Source organism: Bradyrhizobium sp. WYCCWR 13022 (assembly GCF_030435535.1).
In the GTDB taxonomy this organism is placed as follows: domain Bacteria; phylum Pseudomonadota; class Alphaproteobacteria; order Rhizobiales; family Xanthobacteraceae; genus Bradyrhizobium.
In genome coordinates, this window is record NZ_JAUIZJ010000009.1 from 157,160 (window position 1) to 178,037 (window position 20,878).

Below are 20,878 nucleotides of genomic sequence, written 5' to 3' on the forward strand. Positions count from 1 at the left end.
GAGCGTCACTTGACCGTAGCGGACGACGAAATTCAGATCCCGCTAGAGATCCTCGAACCCAAATTAGCTTCGGCCTTGCGCAGAGCGGGACTGTCGGAACCCATCGCACGAATCATTGCCGAAACGGTTGCCGGCGCCGAAATCGACGGCAGTAGAAGCCACGGGATCCATCGCTTGCCCGGCTATGTCTCAAGCATATCCAGCGGCTGGATTAATACTGCAGCTAAACCGGCTTGCGAGCAGACGCGGCCCGGCTGTTTGGCGGTTGAGGCTGACAACGGGTTTGCTCAACAAGCAACGCGCGCCTTCTCGAACCGTCTTGCTGGTATGGCTCGGAGCCAAGGTGTCGCGACGATGTTTGTCCGCAATTCGCATCATTTTGGTGCTTTGTGGCAGGACGTGGAACCCCTGGCGCGCGCCGGTCTGATCTCAATTGCGATGGTGAACAGTCGCAGCCATATGGCTGTTTGGCAGGGTAAGCGAAAGACGCTCGGCACCAATCCGATCGCATTTGCCTGTCCAAGGACAAACGCGCCGCCTTTGGTGTGGGACCAAGCTTCGAGCATCATGTCGCACGGCGACATCCTGCTGCACGCTGCCGCTGGTAGACCCGTTCCTTCAGGGGTCGGAATTAACAGGGACGGAGACGTAACTACTGATCCGGCGGCGATACTGGACGGGGGGGCGCTCCTGCCGTTCGGCGGAGCAAAAGGAGCGTCGCTTGCCTTTATGGCCGAGGTTCTGGTGGCGGCACTCTCCGGCGGCACCTTCGGATTTGAAGATTGTTCTTCCAACTTTCCTGGGGCGAAGACCTCGAATGCCGGGCAATTCATTTTGGCCCTTGATCCCGGTGCTGGCGGGAATGCTTCGTTCCAGGGACAGTTGGAGAGGCTAATAGCGGAATTGAAACACGCAGGATCAACTCGCATGCCGGCCGATAACCGCTATCGGCGTCGCCAAGCGGTGCATGAAAGCGGAATGCTGTCGGTCGATGCGCGCAATTGGGCGCGCGTTCTCAGTTTGGCGGAGGACTAGCGATCTTGATATCGCGAAGGCGACAAGTGTTGCCAAAAGCATCACCGAGACAATTGTGCCGGTTCCCCTGTTTCTGTCTCCATTAAAGCAAAAGGCGTTTCGATCGCTCTGGATCGCGACGATGATGTCGAATCTCGGGACGCTTGTGCAGTCGGTGGGCGCCAGCTGGGTCATGGCCACTATGATGGGTTCGCAGGCCATGGTGGCGCTGGTTCAGACAATGAATTCCCTTCCCGTGATGATCTTCTCGATGATAGCGGGTGCGCTGGCGGATAATTATAGTCGTCGTCGCATATTGATCATGGCACAAGGTGGCATGGTGTTAGTATCCGCGGTTCTCGCGACTTCTATCTGCTTCAATGTTCTGGATCCTTGGCTTCTTCTCGCCCTTACATTTCTAATCGGTTGTGGCAACGCGCTGTACAATCCCGCGTGGCAAGCCTCGATAGGCGATGTCATCTCAAAGGAAGATGTTGCCGGCGCGGTCGGTTTGAATGGGCTCAGCTTCAACATGATGCGCAGCGTTGGCCCTGCCTCGGGCGGATTGGTCGTCGTAGTGGCAGGGTCCGCCGCGGCGTTCGCTGCGAATGTTCTTCTCACACTGCCGCTGATAGGCGCGCTCTTGCATTGGAAGCCGCACTATCCAAAGCCGGAGCTCCCCCCGAGCATGTGGGAGCAGCGATTGGTGCCGGCCTTCGTTACATCAGGGTGTCTCCCCATCTTTTGAGAGTTCTCCTACGAACGGCGATCTTCAACTTGGCCGGTGTCGTCGTTTTGGCTCTGCTTCCGTTGGTTGCACGAGACACGTTGAAGGGAACGGCACTAACCTACGGCATGATGTTGGGCACTTTTGGCTTCGGTGCGATCGGCGGCGGCTTGGCAAACGCTGCCATTGTCCGCAAGTTCAATAACGAGGTTGTCATTCGCGCAACTTTCGCGAATTTTGCGCTCGCGCTCATCTTGTTGGGCGCTTCAACTTCGATGCCCCTTAGCTGCATCGCACTACTTGTCGCCGGTGCCTGTTGGGTCATTTCATTGTCCTTATTCAACGTCACCGTGCAACTGTCACGCCACGGTGGGTGGTTGGAAGAGCGCTCTCCTTCTATCAGACCGCGACTTTCGGCGGGATGGCCCTTGTATCCTGGCTTTGGGGCGAAGTTGCAGGTTCACACGGTCTTTCGATCGCCTTCGTGGCGGCAGGGACCGTAATGATGATCGGAGCGGTCTTGGGCTTTCAATATCCGCTTCACGCGTTGTCCGGCGATGATCTCGATCCCATCGGACCATTCCAAGCGCCCGAGCCTATGGTCGAGATCAAGCCGGATTCGGGGCCGGTCTTGGTCTTAATAGAGTATGAAATTGCCCACGAGGATACTCTTCGCTTTCTTGAGCTGATGCGAGAACGGCGTCGTATCCGTTTGCGTGACTGGGCCCGTCGTTGGGCCTTGTTACGAGACATTGAACGGCCACTCGTCTGGGTTGAAAGCTACTACTCGCCAACGTGGATCGAATATCTGCGTCATCATGGCCGCCGTGTACGGGCAGACGCTGACAACTTGGCGTCGCTTCGCAGTCTACATCGGGGGCCTAAGGATCTGCGTCGTGTGCATCGCCTGATTGATAGCCGGATTGTTCCCACGCGAAGCGATTTTCCGCCAAAACCCGAAGCAATGCTTTGATCTTGAGTACGATCCAAGCGCCCTCTCACCTTTCGACGCAGAAGTTGGTTGATTGTATCCAATAGCTAAGTTAAGTATGCACCAAGTCTCTCGCCCTGACTTTTTGCTGGTTCGTCATGTCCCAACTGCCCGCTTCAACCAAAGTGATCGTGATAGGGGGCGGAATTATCGGCAGTTCAACTGCTTACTACCTGGCCAAGCGAGGGGTTCCAACCTTGCTTTGCGAGAAGGGACTTATCGGAGCAGAGCAATCCGGACGCAACCAGGGTTGGGTTCGCGCTCAAAAGCGCGACGCTCAAGAAATGCCGTTGATCCGGGAAAGTTTGCGAATCTGGAACGATCTGGAGCGGCAGCTAGGCCAAAGTGTCGGCTTTAAACAGACGGGTATTTTGACGGTATTCAAGCGCGACGAGGAAGCAGAAGCTTGTGAAAGCTGGCTCGCCAACACCTGTCCCGACGATATCGTTGCTCGCATCGTTTCAGGGGCTGAATTGCGAGCCTTGCTGCCTGGCGCGTCAAGACCGTGGGCTTGCGGCCTGTATTCTCCCAATGACGGCAGGGCGGAGCCATCATTGGCAGCTGCTGCGTACGCAAGCGCGGCGAGGGCGCTCGGCGCGCAGATTGTCGTGTCATGCGCTGTGAGAGGAATTGAAACCCGGGCGGGACGCATTTGTGGCGTTGTGACGGAGCTCGGGCCAGTATCTTGCGAAGCAGTTGTTTTGGCGGGCGGAGTTTGGTCTTCGCTCTTTTGTAACAATATGGGTTTGCGGTTGCCGCAACTCAAGACAATGTCGAGCCTTGTCCGAGCGTACCCGTTGGAAGGGGCTCCAAAAACGTCGATCAAGGGCCCCGATTTTTCGATCCGCACTCGGCACGATGGAGGGTTCACCATAGGTTACGGCGCGTGGAATCGAACGGAAATCGTGCCCGACAGTTTCCGCTATCTCGTCGACTATTTGCCGATGATTTTGACTGGTGGAAACAATGTACGGCTGCGTCTGGGGCGGCGCACGCTTGCGGAGCTGTTTCAGAAATCGCGCTGGCGCATGGATGAACAAACGCCTTTTGAACAGACACGTGTCCTGGATCCCGTGCCATCACTATACGATCTTCGTCAGGCGCAGCGTAATATCAGTCGCGAGTTTCCCGTATTCGCCAATATGAGAGTTGCCGCAACCTGGGCCGGCCTGATCGATGTCATGCCCGATACAAAGCCGGTCATTGGGGCAGTGGACACCATTCCGGGATTTTTTATCAGTAGCGGGTACTCCGGTCACGGCTTTGGGATTGGTCCTGCGGCCGGGCATCTGACGGCTGATCTGGTTACTTCCGAAAAACCTATCGTCGATCCTTCTCCTTTTACTTTCAACCGGCTGTCGAGCGTCAAACGCCAGCCGGCTTTCGCACAGTAGAACGGATATGTATCGCGCAAGCACGTATCAGATGCGAAGCGGTTGGAACGCGATGCTACCGCCTCGCATTTGCCGGCCCGCCCTCAACGGAAAGCTGAGCGTCGATCATGCCGTTGTAGGCGCAGGTTTCACTGGGCTCGCTGTTGCAAGAAGGCTCAAAGAGCTGGAACCCGAAACTGATATTCTCATCATTGACGGCGGAACAGTTGGCGAGAATGCTTCAGGTCGGAATTCCGGCTTTTCTGGCAGCGATCTGCCAACGGTGAGTATGGCATCGGCCAGCAGAGCTGACGCCTCAGCCGATGCTCTAAGCAAACAGAACGTCATAGCCGTATTTGATGCCGAGGGTTTGGCTTGGCTGAAAGACCTCGTGGCCCGGTACGGGATCGATTGCGGGCTTCGACAGGTCGGTTCGTTCAAGGCCGCTGTAAGCGAGCGAGCCGCTGCGGCTCTGTTGAGAATGAGCGAGAGCGCATCGACACAGGGCCGCACGCTTCCGGTTTACAAACAAGATGCTTTGGAAGAGCTAACCGGCACATGCTTTTATCGGTTGGCCATTCGATCCGAGTCTACACATCTATTTCAGCCGGCTGCGCTCGTGCGCGGTCTGGCAGATCATCTACCTTCTGACATTGTCTTTCATGAAGGAACCACTGTCAGCAACATCGAAAAAGTAGGTGAGCGTTGGCACTTGACTTGTCCGCAGGCGCGGATATCCGCGCGGAACGTCATCCTGGCCAACAATGCCTTTGTTAAGCTGCTGGGATACGGCAAAGATCGGTTGGTTTCCTTATTTACTTATGTGGGCGTGACGGAAAGGCTGGGCAACAGGGCACGTCTGCTCGGTAGTCTTCCGGAATGGGGCATGACGTCGGCCCAACGGGCCGGTGGTAGCACCCTTCGTAGACTTTCCGACGGACGCTGTATGATCCGCAGCCTCTATTCCTATGAGGCCGAGCTCAAGGAGAGCGTAATCCGACGAAGATTGCTCGATCGGTTTCGCCGTCGTTATCCGCATCTTGCGGATATCGACTTCGAATACGTATGGGGCGGAGTTACCGACGTCACGCGTGGAGGCGCTCCATTTTGGGGAGAGCTGGAGCAGGGGCTTTTTATAAGTGCCGGCTATAACGGCTCTGGTGTCGCGAAAGGTACCGCATTGGGGCGCCGTCTTGCCGAACTAGTCGCCGGCAAAGTCGCACAAGAAACGGTGACTGGACCGCTCGGCCGTCCCGGATGGCTGCCGCCCGAGCCATTCAGATTCGTCGGCGTGCGTGGCACGGCAATGTACGAGGAATTCCGTGCCGGTGCAGATGCAACCTGATCTCAAAGTTGGACCAGCAGGATAGGGAAATGGTGGTGATGAAGGAGTCCACTCGACTGCTGTTCTTCGGCGGGGGAAATATGGGTTCGGCTCTTATCCGAGGAGTACGCCAAGCACTACCTAATTTAAAATTGATCTTGGTTGATCCGGATGTCGGCCGAGTGGAAGACGCTGTGCGTGGTCTTCAAGGCGTATCAATCTTGCCGGACGCTCCGAGTTCATCATCAGGCTACGATCTGCTCGTATTGGCGGTGAAGCCGCAGAATGTTGCAACTTTCTCTGATGGACATCGACGCTTGCTGGCCGAGAGTCCGGTTCTTTCGGTTATGGCCGGCATGCCGCTTGGGCGATTAATGGAGGTATGCGGCAGTGCGAGAGTGGCGCGCGTTATGCCCAACCTTCCTGCGTTTGTTGGTCAAGGGACGAGCCTCGGCGTAACCGGGCAGACGTTTCCAATCTCGGCAAAAACGGCCGTAGAGCAAGTCTTCGCGCCAGTCGGCAAATTTGAATGGGTGGTGGACGCGGCATTGATTGACAAGGCTATGCCGTTCTACGCCTGCGCGCCTCGCTATATTTTCGCTTTTGCTGAGCAGCGGCGCAAGCGGCTGGCGAGGCTGGATTTTGATACAGAATTCGCTCAGTTGCTCGTTGCGCAGACGATGTTGGGTTCGGCGGCGATGTTAGCAGCTGATCCGCGCTCGCCTTCCGAGCTCAAGCGAGCCGTCATAAGTCCGGGAGGGACCACTGAGGCTGGCGTGATCGAAATGGAGCGTGAGGGGGCCCTTCCCAAGATAGTACGCGCTGCAACCAGCGCTGCGTATCGACGGAGTGTCGAACTAAGAAAAAGTTAGATTTGGGATCGCAAGACGATTGGGAGGTTCGAAAGTGTACGGCGAATTCTCGCCGAACTGGATGCGTAAGCGGCCGGATCGCGCTGCCGCGCACCGAAGGCGCGATTTGAAAAATGGCGGACCTATGCCAATCGAGCTCGAACCGAATTGGCCGGACAAAAACGTCTGGTCGGCATAATCGATAGATAAGCAAAAGGAAGCAAAATGAACGCGAAAAGAGCGTCAGACTCTCAAAAGCAGCGACCGGAAGTCGGCCGCATCCTTGCTGACTTCTGCGCGGAGCTGAAGTTCGAATCAATGTCCGCTGCCGCCGTCGAGGCCGCAAAGAGGGGCATTGCCGACACGTTGTCTGTTGCCCTAGCGGCGAAAGCTGAGGAAGTTGCGGGAGTCATGGGCGGGTTCTTCGCCGAAGAACCAGGAAAGGCACGTGTCTGGAATACTGCGCTGCGAACGACAGCTCGAAATGCTGCTCTGGCCAATGGCGCTATGGCTCATGCGCATGACTTCGACGACGGTAATTATGCGATGGTGGGGCATCCATCCGCCCCAGTATTGCCCGCTATCCTTGCGCTCGCAGACGAACTGGCAGCTTCGGGTGCAGATATCATTGCGGCCTATGCGGCCGGTGTCGAGATGGAAGGCCGTCTCGGCATCGCCGTAACCTATGAACACAATGGTCGTGGCTGGCACACAACTTCCTCGCTCGGGACATTCGGAGCTGCCGCTGCCGCCGGAAACCTGTTGGGGCTTGATGGCAAGCTCATGCTAGAAGCCTTCGGAATTGCAGCCTCGCTTGCATCTGGATTACGTCAAAACTTCGGATACATGACCAAACCGCTACATGCAGGATTCGCAGCGCAGAACGGCGTCCTTGCCGCCAAACTTGCTAAGGCCGGAATGCGATCAAGCCCTAATGCGATCGAGGGGCACGAGGGGTTTTTCGATCTCTTTACAGATCCAGAAAAGCTGAACGCGGACGAAGCAATCCGCGATCTTGGCCTATCCCTCGAACTCATCCGCAATAACCCCAAGCTTTATCCGACATGCTCGCTTGTACATCCGGCCCTGGATCTTGTAACGGAGGGTATTGCGAGTGGCGAAATCGTGGCGGACGACCTCGAGGTCATCAATGTGGGCGTCAGCTACCATGCTTTGAATTTAATGCGATACAACGATCCGAAAGATGCACTGCAGGCGAGGTTCAGCATCCCGTATTGCATAGCGGCGGCATTGGCGCATGGCGACGTAACGCTTGGGAGTTTTTCCGACCAGTCCGTTGCCGGAAATGAGATCCGCGGCCGCATGGGCAAAGTCAATGCCTATGTTCATCCCGACCTGTCAACCAAGGAGCAGTTCGAAAAGGTCTATACCAAAGGAGCCGCCTTTACCGAAATCGAAGCGGTTCACAAGTCGGGGAAGATCCATCTCAAGCGGCAAAGCGTGGCGGTCGGCAACCATCAATATCCGGCTCCGCCTGAAAGGCTCCGACGAAAATTCGAAACGTGTGCAGCGCTTTCTGTTGGAAAGCCGAAAGCCAGGGATCTTTGGAATATGCTGATGAAACTCGAAACTGTGCAGTGGTCGGAAGTCGATAGCCTTCTGGATGAGTAGTCAATACAATCTGTCAGAATCAACATCTGCTGGTGGTGGGTATTTAGGGAGAACAACGGAGGTCGGAAGGCCCAGAAACGCTTGATGTTCGGGTGAGCGAATTGCTTTCGTCCTCCTTTTGTATATAATTTCGGCAAAGAGGATACATTTGAGGCGAAGTTTGTGACAGAACTGGACAATCAACAAAGGCCTTCGGCGACTGAGACGGTGAGAAAGCTTCTCCGGGCTGACATTCTTGCTGGGACATTCGCCCCCGGCGAGCAGCTTCGCCAAGAGGAATTGGCGGACAAATTCGGAACGAGCCGCATTCCGGTAAGGGAGGCCTTGCGACACCTCGAGGCGGAGGGTCTGGTCACGCTCCTAAACAATCGGGGCGCCAAGGTAGTCTCATTCACTTCGGCCGAGGTGATCGAATTGATGGAAATTCGCATTGCGCTGGAGTGCCGCGCGTTGCGTCTAGCCATTCCTAATATGATTCAGAGTGATTTTGATGAGGCCAAACGTATTCTCGTGGAATACGACAAGAAAAGCGACCCCGCTCAATGGGCGGAGATGAACTGGAAGTTTCACGAAACCCTCTATATCCCCTGTAATCTACCTAGATTGCTGTCTCTTATCGAAGGCAACTACGGGCAGGTGAGCTTGTTCGTCCGGGCACAAGTCTCTATGGCGTCAGGCAAGAAAACGCCGCAAGAAGAGCATGTGGATATCTTAAAAGCTTGCCGCGCCGGGAACGTTGAAAAGGCCGTCGATCTTCTCGAAGCACATATCTCTAACACCAAGAAGGCGCTCATGGTGCAGCGCCGTAGGAGTCGGTGAGCGCTCCTATTGCTGGCGCGGAAAGCGTACTTTCCTTCACGCCACCGGCGTTTCCTGAATCTTCATACTGCGGCGGTTAGATCAACCCAGTACTTTATCGAGAAATACCCGGGTCCGTTCTTCGCGTGGCGTACCCAAGATCGAACTTGGTGCACCGTGCTTGACGATGACGCCGCCATCGGTGCAGTAGCCATGATCCGCCACTTCGCGAGCGAAGCCCATCTCGTAGGTGTCGAGAATGCAGGTCATGCCTTCTGCGGCGAGATCGCGAATGGTGACCAGATCCTCCTTCTTTGTTTCCGGATCGAGCGCGGCAGGACCTCGTCGAACAGCATTACCTTCGGATTCATGGTAAGTGTAGCTCTGCGGCCCTTTTGAATGGCGCTTGACGCCTATTTTGTTCGCGTAGCGCGCCGCCGCGGTTTCCATATGTCGGACAACGCGTTGACGGCGGCTTCGAGCGCCTTCCGGTCGACGACGTTGGGATCGAACCGCCCCGGGCCCCAGAGGCGCATATGTTCGTGGTCCGGATGGGCGGGGTCTCTGATGGCTTCGAGGTATTCGGCATAACCCGGCGCACCGCCTACGTCTTCCGGAGGACAACGACCGGCGGCCTCGAGCAAGAAGGGAAGTCCCTCCGTCGTGGTGTTCTCGAACCATTTTTCGAGCTTGATCACATGGTCCCAGCTGTCGCCGAAGTCATAGAGATAGTGGATCGTCTTGGCGCCGGTCTCGCGAACGATGTCGCAGAGGCGCGCTTTGCTCGCATCCATGGGCTGGTGGCCGTAATCGTTGTGGGGATCAGGAATTCCCCAATGAACATCGCCAGCGAAGAACTCGAAGAGGTGACCGTTCGTCCAGCCGAATGCCTCCTGAAGCGTCAGATGCAACCGATCAAGGCGCAAGGTGACGGGTACGACGAGGCGACGCATCACCGCCGGCTTCACATCCTTGAGGGTCACCTTGATCCGGACCGCGGTCGTGTTCAGGTTCATGCCGCCAGCCTCGGATCAAGTGTATGCATCGTATAGGTCGACGCCCAGGGAAGCAGTTCGTCCAACCGCGCCGCAGGCCAACCATTGACGAGCTTGGCGAGAACGTCAGCGAGCCAGTGCTCGGCACTGACGCCATTGAGCTTACAGGTCTCAATGAGCGAAGCCAGCAATGCCCAATTCTCGGCACCTTCGTCGCAACCGGCAAAAAGGGAGTTCTTGGCGTTGAGCTTGATCGGCCGCATCGCACGCTCGACAGCATTCGTGTCCAATTCGATGCGCCCGTCATCAAGGTAGAGCGCCAGGCCGTTCCAATGACGCAGCGCGTAACGCAAAGCCTTCGCCGTGTCGCTCTTCGGTGCAAGGTGATCAAGCTTGGCCTCAAACTGTCATTCGGCCTGCAATATTGACCCCCTAAGCCGGGGGATCGGCGTCCAAAATTGACCCCCTACAGATTGGTCTGTTGCGCTGCCTGCTTTGGAACGAAGCAGGTGGTGGGGGATGCTGATCGTGGAGACGATTGCCCGGATCCGGCGCGAGCACTTCATCAAGGGCAAGACGATCAAGGAGATCGCCCGTGACCTGAAGGTGTCGCGGAACACGGTCCGGAAGGTGCTGAGGTCGGGAGAGACCTCCTTCGAGTACGAGCGGCAGGTGCAGCCGCGGCCAAAGCTGGGCCGATGGGCAGTAGAGCTTGACGGATTGCTGGCGGCGAACGCGGCCAAACCGGCTCGTGAACAGCTGACGTTGATCCGGATCTTCGAAGAGCTGCGCCGCCGCGGCTACGACGGCGGTTACGATGCGGTGCGGCGTTACGCCAGGCGCTGGAGCAAGGAACGCGGGCAATCGACCGCAGCCGCTTATGTCCCGCTGAGTTTTGCCCCAGGCGAAGCTTACCAGTTCGACTGGAGCCACGAGGTGGTCTTGCTGAGCGGCACCACGGTGATGGTGAAGGCCGCCCATGTTCGGCTCTGTCACAGCCGCATGCTGTTCGTGCGGGCCTATCCGCGGGAGACGCAGGAGATGGTGTTCGACGCCCACGACCGTTCGTTCGCGCTGTTCAAAGGCACCTGCACCCGCGGCATCTATGACAACATGAAGACCGCCGTAGAGACGATCTTCGTCGGTAAAGGGCGTCTCTATAATCGCCGCTTCCTGCAGATGTGCAGCCACTATCTGGTCGATCCGGTCGCCTGCACGCCAGCGTCGGGCTGGGAGAAGGGGCAGGTCGAGAACCAGGTCGGGCTGGTCAGGGAACGCTTCTTCACGCCGCGGCTGCGGTTCAAAAACCTCGACGAGTTAAACGCCTGGCTGCTCGACAAATGCATCGCCTACGCCAAGGCTCATCGCCATCCGGAGCTGGTCGATCAGACGATCTGGGAAGTGTTCGAAGCCGAACGCCCCAAACTCGTTCCCTATGCTGGCCGCTTCGACGGCTTCCATGCGGTGACGGCATCGGTCTCGAAGACCTGCCTGGTGCGCTTCGACAACAACAAGTACTCGGTCGCAGCCAGCGCAGTCGGACGGCCGGTCGAGGTTCAAGCCTATGCCGATCGCATCGTGATCCGTCAGGATGGACGCATCGTTGCCGAGCACCCGCGATCCTTTGGCCGCGGCGATACCGTCTACGACCCCTGGCATTACGTGCCGGTGCTCGCCCGCAAACCCGGCGCCTTGCGCAACGGTGCTCCCTTCAAAGACTGGGTGCTGCCGGCCGCGATCGAGCGGATCCGGCGCAAACTTGCCAGCACGGACGATGGCAATCGGCAAATGATCGACATCCTCAACGCGGTGCTGACTGACGGTCTGCCCGCGGTGGAAGCGGCCTGTGCCGAAGCGCTCAGTCACAGCGTCCATTCCGCCGATGTCGTGCTCAATATCTTGGCCCGTCAACGTGAACCCGCCCCACCGGCCAACATCATGACGCCGGCCGCACTGACGCTCCGTCATGCGCCGATCGCCGATTGTGCCCGCTACGACAACCTCCGGAGGACCATCTGATGGAACGAACCCAAATCTTCGACCTCATGGGCGAACTCAAGCTCTACGGCATGAAGGCTGCCTTCGACGAGATCATGGCAACTGCCGTCAAGCGCCAGCACGAACCTCAGCGCATTGTCGGCGACCTGCTCAACGCCGAGATCAACGAGAAGCAAGCCAGGTCGATCAAATACCAGCTCACCATTGCCAAGCTGCCGTTGGCCAAGGACATCGCCGACTTCCAGTTCGACGGCACGCCGATCAATCAGACTCTCGTCAATGATCTCGCTGGCGGCGGCTTCATCGCCCAACAACGCAACGTCTTGCTGGTTGGCGGCACCGGCACAGGCAAGACCCACCTGGCCATTGCCATCGCCAGAAGCTGCATCCGATCCGGTGCCCGTGGCCGCTTCTTCAACGTCGTCGACCTCGTCAATCGCCTCGAGACCGAGACCCGCAACGGACGGCAAGGACGGCTCGCCGAGCATCTGACCCGGATGGACTTCATCGTGCTGGATGAACTCGGCTATTTGCCCTTCGCCCAGTCCGGTGGCCAGCTTCTCTTCCACCTCGTCAGCCGGCTCCATGAGCGCGCCTCCGTCATCGTGACCACCAATCTCGCCTTCGGCGAATGGCCGAGCGTGTTCGGCGACGCCAAAATGACCACCGCGCTGCTCGACCGATTGACCCATCACTGCGACATTGTCGAAACCGGCAACGATAGCTGGCGGTTCAAGAGCCGAGACGACGATCACGCCACCGCGCTCGTCTCGCCTCCGCTATCCCGGCCAGCTCCGACGAGACGAGCGCTACCAGCAAAGCCCGCCGCACGAAGGGGTCAAAATTGGACGCCGATGAGGGGTCAAATTTGCAGGCCGATTGACAGGCAAATCGCCGCTCTTCATGAAACCGCGGTATGATCTGCCGTGGCTGGCGCAATTCGCAGCAGAGATGGCGGCGCGCTGTTGGCCGGTCTTCGAGACGAAGGCTTGGGGATGCTCGGCTACCGAGGTCGACTGGCGGAAGCATGGCTTCGAGGGGTCGCGTCTCGGCTACCTGTTGAACGGTGCCGGCCTCTTCCACCATGCGCATCGCGCGGTCGACGATTGCCACGCTTTATTGGAAATCCTCTCGATCGACCTGCCGACAACAGGAGAGCCTGCTCTCGCGCTCCTGCTCGGGACCGCCCGCAAGCCGACGCTGCGGGTGTGGGCGGAGCAATCCCCGTTCGATCTCAAGGATTTACTCAAGAGGCGCGGCTATCGCGGGAGCGACGGCAGCGACGGTCGGTCCAAATCCTGGGTACATCGACGTCTGCGAGACAGCGTCCGAGGACGAGATCGCTTTCCTGAAGGCGATCCAGTCGCGCAGACCATTGATGCTGTGGAATCCGTCGGAAGCATAACATCGGATCGAGGGGAATGTGCTCTGCATCATCTGGGCCAGCGCGTGTCCCGGACCGAGGTCGAGCGCGCGGTCGACCCCTTGCTCCGCAAGAGCCTCCAGTGTCGTCTGCCCAGGCGATCAGGCGTGCGGCTTTGTAAGCGAGCTTGGTCGTTCCGGCGCCGAGAAGATGCTTTCTGTGCCATCGTCGGCGAGGAGGATTCGCTGAGACGAGACCGGCGCCTTTGTGCTCATCGAACAAGCGCAGTGAACAGCCCGACCAGCAGGCCTACGACCGTAACGAATAGACGGAACCCGGACTCAAGCAGCGAATCGAGTGTCGCCTGCTTCTGTTCGTAACTCTTCGTCAGTTGGGCGATCGGAAACGCGCTTTGGTAGGCATCGTTGAATCGACCGTAGATCACTTCACCGGCTACCCACACAGTGCCGAAGCGGCTGATCAAGTTCATGAACTTCCGCTTTTGCAGCAAATTCTGCCAAAGCGGTTCTGCTAAGCTGAAAGCGACCACCGAGATCGACAGCCAGAAGAGGATGGAAGCGCAAACTTCCAAAAGCCTCGCTGGCCATCTCAAAAGTGTTAGCGGCCACGATGCCCGCACAGATGCGTAAATGATGACTACTGCAACAAAGAGAGCCACCAGCGAAATTAAGGCTACAGCGAGCGGGTTACGCCAAGTCCTAGGATGCAACTCGGTCCGAACGTTCTCGAGATCGCTCCCTAGTCGTAAATTCACGTGCTGCAGCGAAAACAACTGCATGACCGGGACCTCGGCGAGGAGCATCAACTGGAAGAGGTCGTCGAGAATCGAGTCTTGCACCGTCTGCCCGGCCTTCGGCCTTGAGAACGGCATCTCCGCATGGATTTCGACCGTGCTCGCACGCGAGACCAGGATCACCCCATAGTCGTATTGTAGTAGATTGGCCTCGAACGCCTGTTCGACCTCGGAGGCCGCAATGGTTTGGTCCAAGAGGCGGTAGCGGTTGTTGATCGAAACGATCTCCTGCCCTGTTTTCCCCTCTTTGAGGTCGGCCGCATTTCTCGTGTCCGCGACGGAGGAAACGTACAAGAAAGGATAGGAGAAAGACGGGTCTTGTTCATCACCCTCTTGACTTGGTTCCTTGAAGTCGCGCGAAAGATCCGGATACTTCTCTTGAAATCTGGCCCAGTAGGCTCGGGCACGTTCCAAGACTTGCCTATAGGTCTCGTTCCATCGTCGCAGCTCGGGATGAACCGCAGGACGCTCGGGGGGCTCGGTGAATAAGGCCGGAGATTCTTCCCGGAACATCTGCAGGTAAAATTTTGCAAGGTCCGAGACCTGCTCAAAGGGGGTCGACCTGTGAGCCACCTTCAGACAGCCGAAAGCCGCAGCGGGGTCGGTCAGCTTGAAGAGGTCAACCGCTTGCAAAGCATCGCACGCATGGATTGACCCGATTTTCAGCCAGAAGGCGATCGTGCCGACGCCCGTCCCAGGGAAGAGTGAAACGATCGCCCTGAAGCGAGGATTCTCAATCGGAAATTTCCGCGGCTTTTTAGCCTCCTCTCTATCAGGCTTCTCTTCAAGCTCTTGTTTATAGAGGTCGAATTTTTCGATCGGCACCTCGATGCTGAACTGAGTGACCTCGCGCCAAGCCGGTTGCGCCTTGTAGATGTTGTCTCTAGCTTTGCCGAATGCCTTGACCCAGCTTGGTGTCGCCGCTTCGGGCGTCTGCTGGGGGGACGTCGCTGCCTTGGCCGTCTTTTTTTCAGACTTTACTCGCGTGAAGTGCTTCGTGCTCCCGCATCCCCCAAACTCATGAATATTGGGTTGGTACAAGAACGGCATAATCGCCGCCGCGTAGACTTCGCGGTACGGCGGGGGTGAGTCCTGTTCGGGCTCACCTGTCTGCGTCAAGCCTGCGCAGCCTTCCGTGACGCCACACGCCTGATATCGGCGGTCGCCAGGAAACCGGCGATCTCGCGCACGGGCAACTGCGCGACAGCCGACCGCTCGGCTGATGACAGCTGTGTGAATTCCGGCATTGCTCTGATTTCACGGGCGCAATCGTCGGGCGCCGTCAGCAGCAACTCCTTCGCTCTGGCGAGCACGCGCTCAAGTGGGCCGGTAGTCATGGCAAACGTCCCGTTTCAAAAGCCGTTCTCGCGACCGCCATTGGCGGGGTCGATCGGCGGAATGTAGATTGTCGTCGCGTAATTTACCCCATCCGCCGCCAGGCTCCAAGCGCAAAGCGGAACGGTCAGAAACAGCGGCTCCGCGCCGCTCTCATCGAGGTCGCAAAAAGTTATGCGGTGGTCGGCGGGATACTGCTCGAGCAGCCGCTCCATCAATGGTGCCAGCAATGCGGGAGCCAATGCCTGCTCGCCGTCTGCGGTGGGGATCCGAAAGCTGCCGATTTGCGCGACGAGGGTCGATCGCCACGGATTGATCGAGGCTGTGCCTTCGACCAAGGGATCGGCCGAGATGACCTGGAAGCCGGCCGGGCCGACCACAAGCGGCAATCGTGCGATGATGGAATCGACGAATGAGACACCTGGTACGACGTGCGTCCGCAGACCTCTTGCCGGTGCGCCGGCTATCATCAAACGAACGGGCTCGTCGAGATACATCGGATGCCCGTAGGTCAAATACGCGACCGGACGCTCCCTGGTCGCCTTTTCGAAAATATGGGCGGCGACATCTGCGTAAATCTTCGCTCGCTCTTTCCCTTTTTCGTAGAGGTGCTCGATGTTGACGAAATCAAGCCCGTTGCTTTCGAGAAACGACCGGAGATTGGGGCTTGGCAGCGTCGTATATGAGACCACCTGACGCAGGATCGAGAGCGCTTCCAAAGTGACGTCTCGCGCAGGCAGGATTCCGCATCCGATGAGGTAGAGATCGGCGGTCTTGATCGGCGGGTACTCCGGCGAAGGTGGACAGCTTTGCGACATCACAGGTCGTTTTTACCCCAGTTCCTTCACTATCCGCTACTCCTGCCCGGAGAAATCCGGAAATTGGGAAGCGAATTCCGCTTGCCCCATCCACCCGCTCTCCTCTGTCGCCTAGCCAGCACCAGAGTTCCGGCTCGCGCGTGCTGCCTTGCGCCCTTCCTTCGCCACCTTCGCGATCGCGACGTCGAAGTTGGTCCGCCCGCGGCGCTTGTGCGGCACCGGGGGATGATCAAGAGCGGCGATGTCGTAGCGCGGGTACTTCTCGATCTCGGCCGCTATCGTCTCGATCCAGCAGTCTCCGTAGTCGTTGCCCGCGTTCGAGTCCTTGGGACGGTGGCCGGTGATGAAGCCTTCGACCTCGCGGTCCATCTTGACGTGCCTCGCCACGCTCTTGAACAGATGGCGCCAGCCGTGGTTGGGCTTCACGTCGTAGGGTATGTTGATTCCGGGACCGTGAACCCATTCGCCGATCCGCTCCGCGAGCTTGTGGAATTGAGGATGCCCTGACCGTTCCGCCGCGACGACGTTCCGGATCGTAGAACAGAGGCTTCTTGAGCTTGGCGCGGGTCGCCACTTACCTCGGTCGAGTTCGCCGCCCGGGCAGCCCCGTCACGCAGGCGGGCCCATTGAGCCTCGATGGCCACGTTGACGGCGCCGATCTTGATGTTGGCCCTGGCGTTCGTCCTTGGTCCCCAGAGTGGCCCAGAGCTCGGTCTTGCCGACCAGGGGCACCTTCTTGCGGATCCAGTAGTTCTCGGAGGTCGGTCGCTTGATCGGCTTGGGCATCTTGAAATTCGACATGGTGGAGCACCTCGGTGTGGGACCGGCCGTACAAGAACCCCTGAAAATGAAGGTTAGGCTTGTAAACAAGGGGTCCGCGACCCCGAAAGGGGGTGAGTCCCACTCTCTCTGCCAGATCGTATTGAAATCACTTATATTTTTTTGAAGTTTTGTTACAAACCACGGCTTGCCCACCGGAAGACCGAATCCTCTCGCATTTTTAACTGGGAAAGAAGGCGCGTTCCGGCGGGACCCTATTTGTTCACGTCACCTCTCGTGTCTGGGCAGCAGCCCACCACATTTTGTTGATATTCCGCTCGATTTGGGGGTGATAATGGCTCTACTCAACTTGCATCGCGCATTCACTGACGCGGCGACCGAGAACGACTATCTCGCCCGGCTCACGGTACCGGAGCCGCGCGAGGGAAAGCTCCGCAAGGCACGTGACGAGATCCGAGAGACGCTTAAGGCTGGATTTTCGGATTGGCAACGCTTCGCGGATCGTAGTTTGGTTATGGAAACGACTGCCGTTCGGAAGGGCGCGACCGAACCTCGATTGCGTCTGAAGTTCCGTATGCAGGGTAGTGCCTCGCCCGCGTATCGCACGCTCAATGATCCGGCACATCCGCCGCAGCAGATTGATTACGACGATGGCGTTTACCTTCCGGTCTCGTTTCTCGCCAAGACGGGAAACCCCGTGATCGCGGCCGCAGGTTACTACCGGTTGGTCGAGACGGTCCTTGCGCCGCTCTGCGAAAAACGAAAATGGACGTTGGATAGACGAGCCAAAAAATGCGTCCGCGTCGTCCTCGACAGCAAAGCTTACATCGACCTTCCGCTGTACGCGATCCCGGATCAGGAGTTCGTTCGGCTGGCCGAGGACGCCGCATTGACCAAGCGGGCTGACAGCGCGCTGTTTCTTGATGCAGAGACGCTCGATGACGAGATATACGAGCGCCTCAATCAGGACGAACTCCGGCTCGCTCTTCGGGAAGGCAAGTGGATCGAATCCGACCCTCGTCTGCTCGAAGATTGGTTTAAGCAGGCGGTGGCCGACCTCGGACCGCAAGTTCGACGCGTCAATCACCTCGTCGGCGCGGGGCGAGATTTCAGCCTGAATTTTCCGGGTGGTAGTTTTCCCGAAAGTGCTTTACGGCACCCTCAATTTGAACCCAGTCGTGTTTCGATTTCTCAAAAACCGATATGCCGGGAGCTGGGTACTTTGGATTTGCCATCGCGCCGACTGCAACACCGATCATCGAAGGCAAGCTGGTGACTTTCCAATAGACCGTTGATCCGCACTGCGGACAAAAATAGTTATGCATTTCCCCGCCGCTTGCAGCGGCATGTGCGAACTCTTTTGAAGTTCCTGAGACGGTAACAACCTCCGCGGGGTAATATGCTCCCACGCCGAACGGCGCACCTGTTCGACGTTGACAGTCGATGCAGTGACAAGCAACGACTATCTTGGACGGTTCTTCCGGGAGCGAGAGCATGACTGCACCACAGTTGCACCTTGCGTAGACCATAGTAATTCCCCATCGTCGTCCGAGACTCACTGCAAAGCACTAGGCTAGCAGATTAGTTGCGCGAGGAGAGTGCGAAAGCGACGGCCCAGGCCGCGCGCGTTCTCGATGAGACCGCCGACAAGATAACTTTGTCCGGCGACTACGTCCGATCGGACAGCGGTTCGCCGGTGCTGGATTCGGATGGCCGGGTGATCGGACTTATGATCGAAGCGACCAACCAGCCGGGCAGCGCGACGCAAGGCATCGCAATTCCGGTGACGCGCTTCGCATCGATCCTCAGCGGTCCGACCGCGTCACCGATCGCGCGAAAAGCCATTCCGAGCATGGCCGAGCTCGGCGGAACCAGGCCGACGAGCACGGCCGTAGATGCTATCGAAATCGCGGTTTCAGGGTGCGTCTTTCTCGGAAAACGTTCGGCTCGGCTCGCCAAAAATACGCCCGACATGCCTTTCGGATTGAGTACTCTGCAGATACTCCTCGACGCAGATAAGCGTGGATTCTTGATGGGCACGAGGCTTTCCCCGGATATCGCAGTCAACCTCCGATCCGATTGTCCGGTCGTCGAGTCTGGATCCGCCTACTACTCGCCCGCGCGCGTCCAATTGAAGCCCGGAGACCGGGTGACACTCTCCGAGATATTGCCGTTGAACTACCTCGACGACGTGTTCTTCTGGGCGCGAGTAACCGCTCGGGGGAGCAACAGTGGTTCGAACGACAGTAACGCGGGCATCGACCCAAGTGCGGCCCCAGCGGACGCCGGCTCGCTTCAAATCGGCGAACGTGATGTCTGCGGCAGCGCTTTACTTGGCCTCCTTACCGTCATCGGTCAGCGCCACGCAGGCGTTTGCCCAAGACCGTGGCCGATGCACGAACTCGGGTAGGAACGCCGCAGCGCAGCACTCGCCGTCATGGCCGCTATCCGCACGTCACGGCGCGCGAGTTTGCCGAATATGTCGCGCGAAGATTATAAACATCCCAGTACGTCGGGACTGGTATTTTTCGTAGTGGGCGGCGAGGCATATGTATGTACCGGCCAGCGAGGAGGGCCGTTGGGTGAGAGGACTGCCTATGAAGAACCTTTCATGTAGAGATCGCAGGACCGGCCAAAATACCGGCCAATCGAAACGTTAAAGGTCTAAAATATGCTTTAAAGTCAATGCCTTGAATGAAAGTTCCAGCGGTCACGAAAGCGCAATCGGAGATCGGCCAATAAATGGGCCAAATTCGGTTGTAATTTGGAAATTCATGCGTAAAATCAGCTAGTTAATTTGCGATAAGATCGGCCAATGGCGATAGAAACACCCCAGCGCATTGAGCCGGCGCGGCTTGAGGAAACGTCCGAGGCCATCGCGGATGTGGTTGCCGACCTGTCGGCAGCCTCGGCCAGGCTCGGTGTCGGGCTTCATCAGCGCACAGCTGCGAACCTTGCCAACTTGGTGCGGCTGATGAACACCTACTACAGCAACCTCATCGAGGGCCATAACACGCGGCCAAAGGACATTGCTCGCGCGCTCGAGGGGGAGCTTGACCAAGACGAGGGCCGTCGCAACCTTCAGCTGGAGGCCGCGGCACATGTACGCGTGCAGACGGAGATCGATCGCCTTACCGCCGACAGCGAGCTCGGTGAGCCGGCCTCAGTGGAGTTTATCAAGTGGTTGCATCGTGAATTCTATCGAGGGGCGCCGGGCGATATGCTCCAAATCCGCGGCAACGACACGACCTTTATGATGGTGCCCGGCGAATGGCGGTCGAAGCCTGAGCATGATGTTGCGATAGGCCGTCACGTTCCGCCATCTAGCGAGCGTGTTGACGACTTTATGCGCTATTTCGAGCAACGCTACGCCTTCAGGCCGCTGAAAACAGCCGGCCGAATCATGGCGATCCCTGCGGCGCATCACCGCTTCAACTACATCCATCCGTTTCCTGACGGAAACGGCCGCGTTAGCCGCTTGATGAGCCACGCTATGGCCCAGCTGGCCGGCATCGGTTCACACGGGTTATGGTCGATTTCGCGCGGCCTCGCCCGAGGCCTCAAATCGCCGAGCGAGTACAAGCGCATGATGGATATGGCGGACTCGTCACGACAGGGAGACCTCGACGGACGGGGCAATCTTTCGCTGAAGGCGCTCAACGAGTTTGTTCTATGGTTTCTCCAGGTCTGTCTTGATCAGGTGAAGTTCATGGACGGGCTGTTTGAGCTTGATAACCTAGGCTCGCGCTTAAACACCTATGTCGAACGCAGCGACACGCTCAAGCCAGAAGCAAAGCGCCTCCTCGAAGAGGCGCTGGTTCGCGGGCAGTTCGAGCGTGGTGACGTCGCCCGGATAACGGGTTTGCCTGAGCGCACCGCGCGTCGCGTGCTTGCTGACGTGCTTGCCGACGGCGTGCTCGGATCAGACACGCCCAAGGGCGCGGTATCGCTCCGCTTTCCGGTTGAGGCCTTGGATGTGCTGTTTCCGCGATTGTTCCCGGAAACGTGATTGCGGGAGTGAGTGGTAGGAGACTCGTTACGCCCCTGAGCGCGCCCAGACACCCG

15 protein-coding genes and 7 pseudogenes are annotated in these 20,878 nt (G+C 58.0%); 13 read left to right on the forward strand and 9 right to left on the reverse strand.

The window, feature by feature from the left end:
• Positions 1-9: 9 nt before the first annotated feature.
• The 7 genes and pseudogenes from QY049_RS15135 to QY049_RS15165 all read left to right on the forward strand — a co-directional run bounded on the left by QY049_RS15135 (position 10) and on the right by QY049_RS15165 (position 8,731).
• Positions 10-1,035, forward strand: coding sequence for an Ldh family oxidoreductase (locus QY049_RS15135; protein WP_164933844.1), 1,026 nt, complete (start codon positions 10-12; stop codon positions 1,033-1,035).
• Between the two features lie 121 nt (positions 1,036-1,156).
• A pseudogene (locus QY049_RS15140) lies at positions 1,157-2,714 on the forward strand (MFS transporter).
• A 116-nt stretch (positions 2,715-2,830) separates the two neighbouring features.
• Positions 2,831-4,126 carry an FAD-binding oxidoreductase gene (locus tag QY049_RS15145; protein ID WP_128929614.1) on the forward strand — a complete coding sequence of 432 codons (1,296 nt, stop codon included), beginning with the start codon at positions 2,831-2,833 and terminating at the stop codon, positions 4,124-4,126.
• 7 nt (positions 4,127-4,133) lie between these two features.
• Positions 4,134-5,450 (forward strand): FAD-binding oxidoreductase, encoded by a 1,317-nt coding sequence (locus QY049_RS15150; protein WP_128929613.1) that lies wholly within the window; start codon positions 4,134-4,136, stop codon positions 5,448-5,450.
• Between the two features lie 29 nt (positions 5,451-5,479).
• Positions 5,480-6,301: a pyrroline-5-carboxylate reductase gene (locus QY049_RS15155; protein ID WP_164933845.1), complete on the forward strand. Its 822-nt coding sequence runs from the start codon at positions 5,480-5,482 to the stop codon at positions 6,299-6,301.
• Between the two features lie 204 nt (positions 6,302-6,505).
• Positions 6,506-7,912 carry an MmgE/PrpD family protein gene (locus QY049_RS15160; RefSeq protein ID WP_128929611.1) on the forward strand — a complete coding sequence of 469 codons (1,407 nt, stop codon included), beginning with the start codon at positions 6,506-6,508 and terminating at the stop codon, positions 7,910-7,912.
• A 162-nt stretch (positions 7,913-8,074) separates the two neighbouring features.
• Positions 8,075-8,731 (forward strand): GntR family transcriptional regulator, encoded by a 657-nt coding sequence (locus QY049_RS15165; protein ID WP_128929610.1) that lies wholly within the window; start codon positions 8,075-8,077, stop codon positions 8,729-8,731.
• Between the two features lie 81 nt (positions 8,732-8,812).
• Here the strand turns inward: QY049_RS15165 and QY049_RS15170 are convergent.
• From QY049_RS15170 to QY049_RS15180, 3 genes and pseudogenes are all read right to left on the reverse strand, one after another.
• Positions 8,813-9,090 (reverse strand): annotated as a pseudogene (locus QY049_RS15170) (peptide ABC transporter ATP-binding protein); the annotation flags it as partial.
• 33 nt (positions 9,091-9,123) lie between these two features.
• Complete coding sequence (locus tag QY049_RS15175) at positions 9,124-9,726, reverse strand: plasmid pRiA4b ORF-3 family protein (RefSeq protein WP_128929609.1); 603 nt, start codon at positions 9,724-9,726, stop codon at positions 9,124-9,126.
• Positions 9,723-10,109 (reverse strand): annotated as a pseudogene (locus QY049_RS15180) (transposase); the annotation flags it as partial. The gene QY049_RS15175 and the pseudogene QY049_RS15180, both read right to left, overlap by 4 nt.
• A gap of 115 nt (positions 10,110-10,224) precedes the next feature.
• Between QY049_RS15180 and istA the strand changes: the two are divergent.
• From istA to QY049_RS15195, 3 pseudogenes are all read left to right on the forward strand, one after another.
• Positions 10,225-11,715, forward strand: a pseudogene (istA, locus tag QY049_RS15185) (IS21 family transposase); the annotation flags it as partial.
• An 8-nt stretch (positions 11,716-11,723) separates the two neighbouring features.
• Positions 11,724-12,446: pseudogene (gene istB / locus QY049_RS15190) on the forward strand (IS21-like element helper ATPase IstB); the annotation flags it as partial.
• 223 nt (positions 12,447-12,669) lie between these two features.
• A pseudogene (locus tag QY049_RS15195) lies at positions 12,670-13,057 on the forward strand (hypothetical protein); the annotation flags it as partial.
• A gap of 280 nt (positions 13,058-13,337) precedes the next feature.
• Here the strand turns inward: QY049_RS15195 and QY049_RS15200 are convergent.
• From QY049_RS15200 to QY049_RS15220, 5 genes are all read right to left on the reverse strand, one after another.
• The gene (locus QY049_RS15200) at positions 13,338-14,999 is read right to left on the reverse strand and encodes a hypothetical protein (RefSeq protein WP_128929607.1); all 1,662 of its coding nucleotides are present in this window, start codon (positions 14,997-14,999) and stop codon (positions 13,338-13,340) included.
• On the reverse strand, positions 14,996-15,217 hold the full coding sequence (locus QY049_RS15205) for a hypothetical protein (protein WP_128929606.1): 222 nt from the start codon (positions 15,215-15,217) through the stop codon (positions 14,996-14,998). Before QY049_RS15205 ends, QY049_RS15200 begins: the two co-directional genes overlap by 4 nt.
• A 15-nt stretch (positions 15,218-15,232) precedes the next feature.
• Positions 15,233-16,033, reverse strand: a complete 801-nt coding sequence (locus QY049_RS15210) for an SAM-dependent methyltransferase (RefSeq protein ID WP_194408521.1) — start codon at positions 16,031-16,033, stop codon at positions 15,233-15,235.
• 111 nt (positions 16,034-16,144) lie between these two features.
• Complete coding sequence (locus tag QY049_RS15215; RefSeq protein WP_301269550.1) at positions 16,145-16,459, reverse strand: hypothetical protein; 315 nt, start codon at positions 16,457-16,459, stop codon at positions 16,145-16,147.
• A 183-nt stretch (positions 16,460-16,642) separates the two neighbouring features.
• Positions 16,643-16,834 (reverse strand): hypothetical protein, encoded by a 192-nt coding sequence (locus tag QY049_RS15220; protein ID WP_128929603.1) that lies wholly within the window; start codon positions 16,832-16,834, stop codon positions 16,643-16,645.
• 313 nt (positions 16,835-17,147) lie between these two features.
• On the opposite strand from QY049_RS15220, the pseudogene QY049_RS15225 reads away from it, so the two are divergent.
• Positions 17,148-17,870, forward strand: a pseudogene (locus tag QY049_RS15225) (CBASS cGAMP synthase); the annotation flags it as partial.
• Positions 17,871-17,922: 52 nt separating this feature from the next.
• On the opposite strand, the gene QY049_RS15230 reads toward QY049_RS15225, so the two are convergent.
• Positions 17,923-18,342 (reverse strand): GFA family protein, encoded by a 420-nt coding sequence (locus QY049_RS15230; protein WP_128929601.1) that lies wholly within the window; start codon positions 18,340-18,342, stop codon positions 17,923-17,925.
• Between the two features lie 56 nt (positions 18,343-18,398).
• On the opposite strand from QY049_RS15230, the gene QY049_RS15235 reads away from it, so the two are divergent.
• Together QY049_RS15235 and QY049_RS15240 are read left to right on the forward strand one after the other, a co-directional pair.
• A complete protein-coding gene (locus tag QY049_RS15235) occupies positions 18,399-19,223 on the forward strand; it encodes a hypothetical protein (protein ID WP_128929600.1) in 825 nt (274 codons plus the stop codon).
• A gap of 405 nt (positions 19,224-19,628) precedes the next feature.
• Positions 19,629-20,822 (forward strand): Fic family protein, encoded by a 1,194-nt coding sequence (locus tag QY049_RS15240; RefSeq protein ID WP_128929599.1) that lies wholly within the window; start codon positions 19,629-19,631, stop codon positions 20,820-20,822.
• Positions 20,823-20,878 lie beyond the last annotated feature (56 nt).

Excerpts from the sequence above, each read along its gene's own strand:
- QY049_RS15145 (WP_128929614.1), top strand. The coding sequence starts at position 2,831 with ATGTCCCAACTGCCCGCTTCAACCAAAGTGATCGTGATAGGGGGCGGA.
- QY049_RS15150 (WP_128929613.1), top strand. The coding sequence starts at position 4,134 with ATGTATCGCGCAAGCACGTATCAGATGCGAAGCGGTTGGAACGCGATG.
- QY049_RS15155 (WP_164933845.1), top strand. The coding sequence starts at position 5,480 with ATGGTGGTGATGAAGGAGTCCACTCGACTGCTGTTCTTCGGCGGGGGA.
- QY049_RS15160 (WP_128929611.1), top strand. The coding sequence starts at position 6,506 with ATGAACGCGAAAAGAGCGTCAGACTCTCAAAAGCAGCGACCGGAAGTC.
- QY049_RS15175 (WP_128929609.1), bottom strand. The coding sequence starts at position 9,726 with ATGAACCTGAACACGACCGCGGTCCGGATCAAGGTGACCCTCAAGGAT.
- QY049_RS15205 (WP_128929606.1), bottom strand. The coding sequence starts at position 15,217 with ATGACTACCGGCCCACTTGAGCGCGTGCTCGCCAGAGCGAAGGAGTTG.
- QY049_RS15210 (WP_194408521.1), bottom strand. The coding sequence starts at position 16,033 with ATGTCGCAAAGCTGTCCACCTTCGCCGGAGTACCCGCCGATCAAGACC.
- QY049_RS15220 (WP_128929603.1), bottom strand. The coding sequence starts at position 16,834 with ATGTCGAATTTCAAGATGCCCAAGCCGATCAAGCGACCGACCTCCGAG.
- QY049_RS15230 (WP_128929601.1), bottom strand. The coding sequence starts at position 18,342 with ATGGTCTACGCAAGGTGCAACTGTGGTGCAGTCATGCTCTCGCTCCCG.
- QY049_RS15240 (WP_128929599.1), top strand. The coding sequence starts at position 19,629 with ATGGCGATAGAAACACCCCAGCGCATTGAGCCGGCGCGGCTTGAGGAA.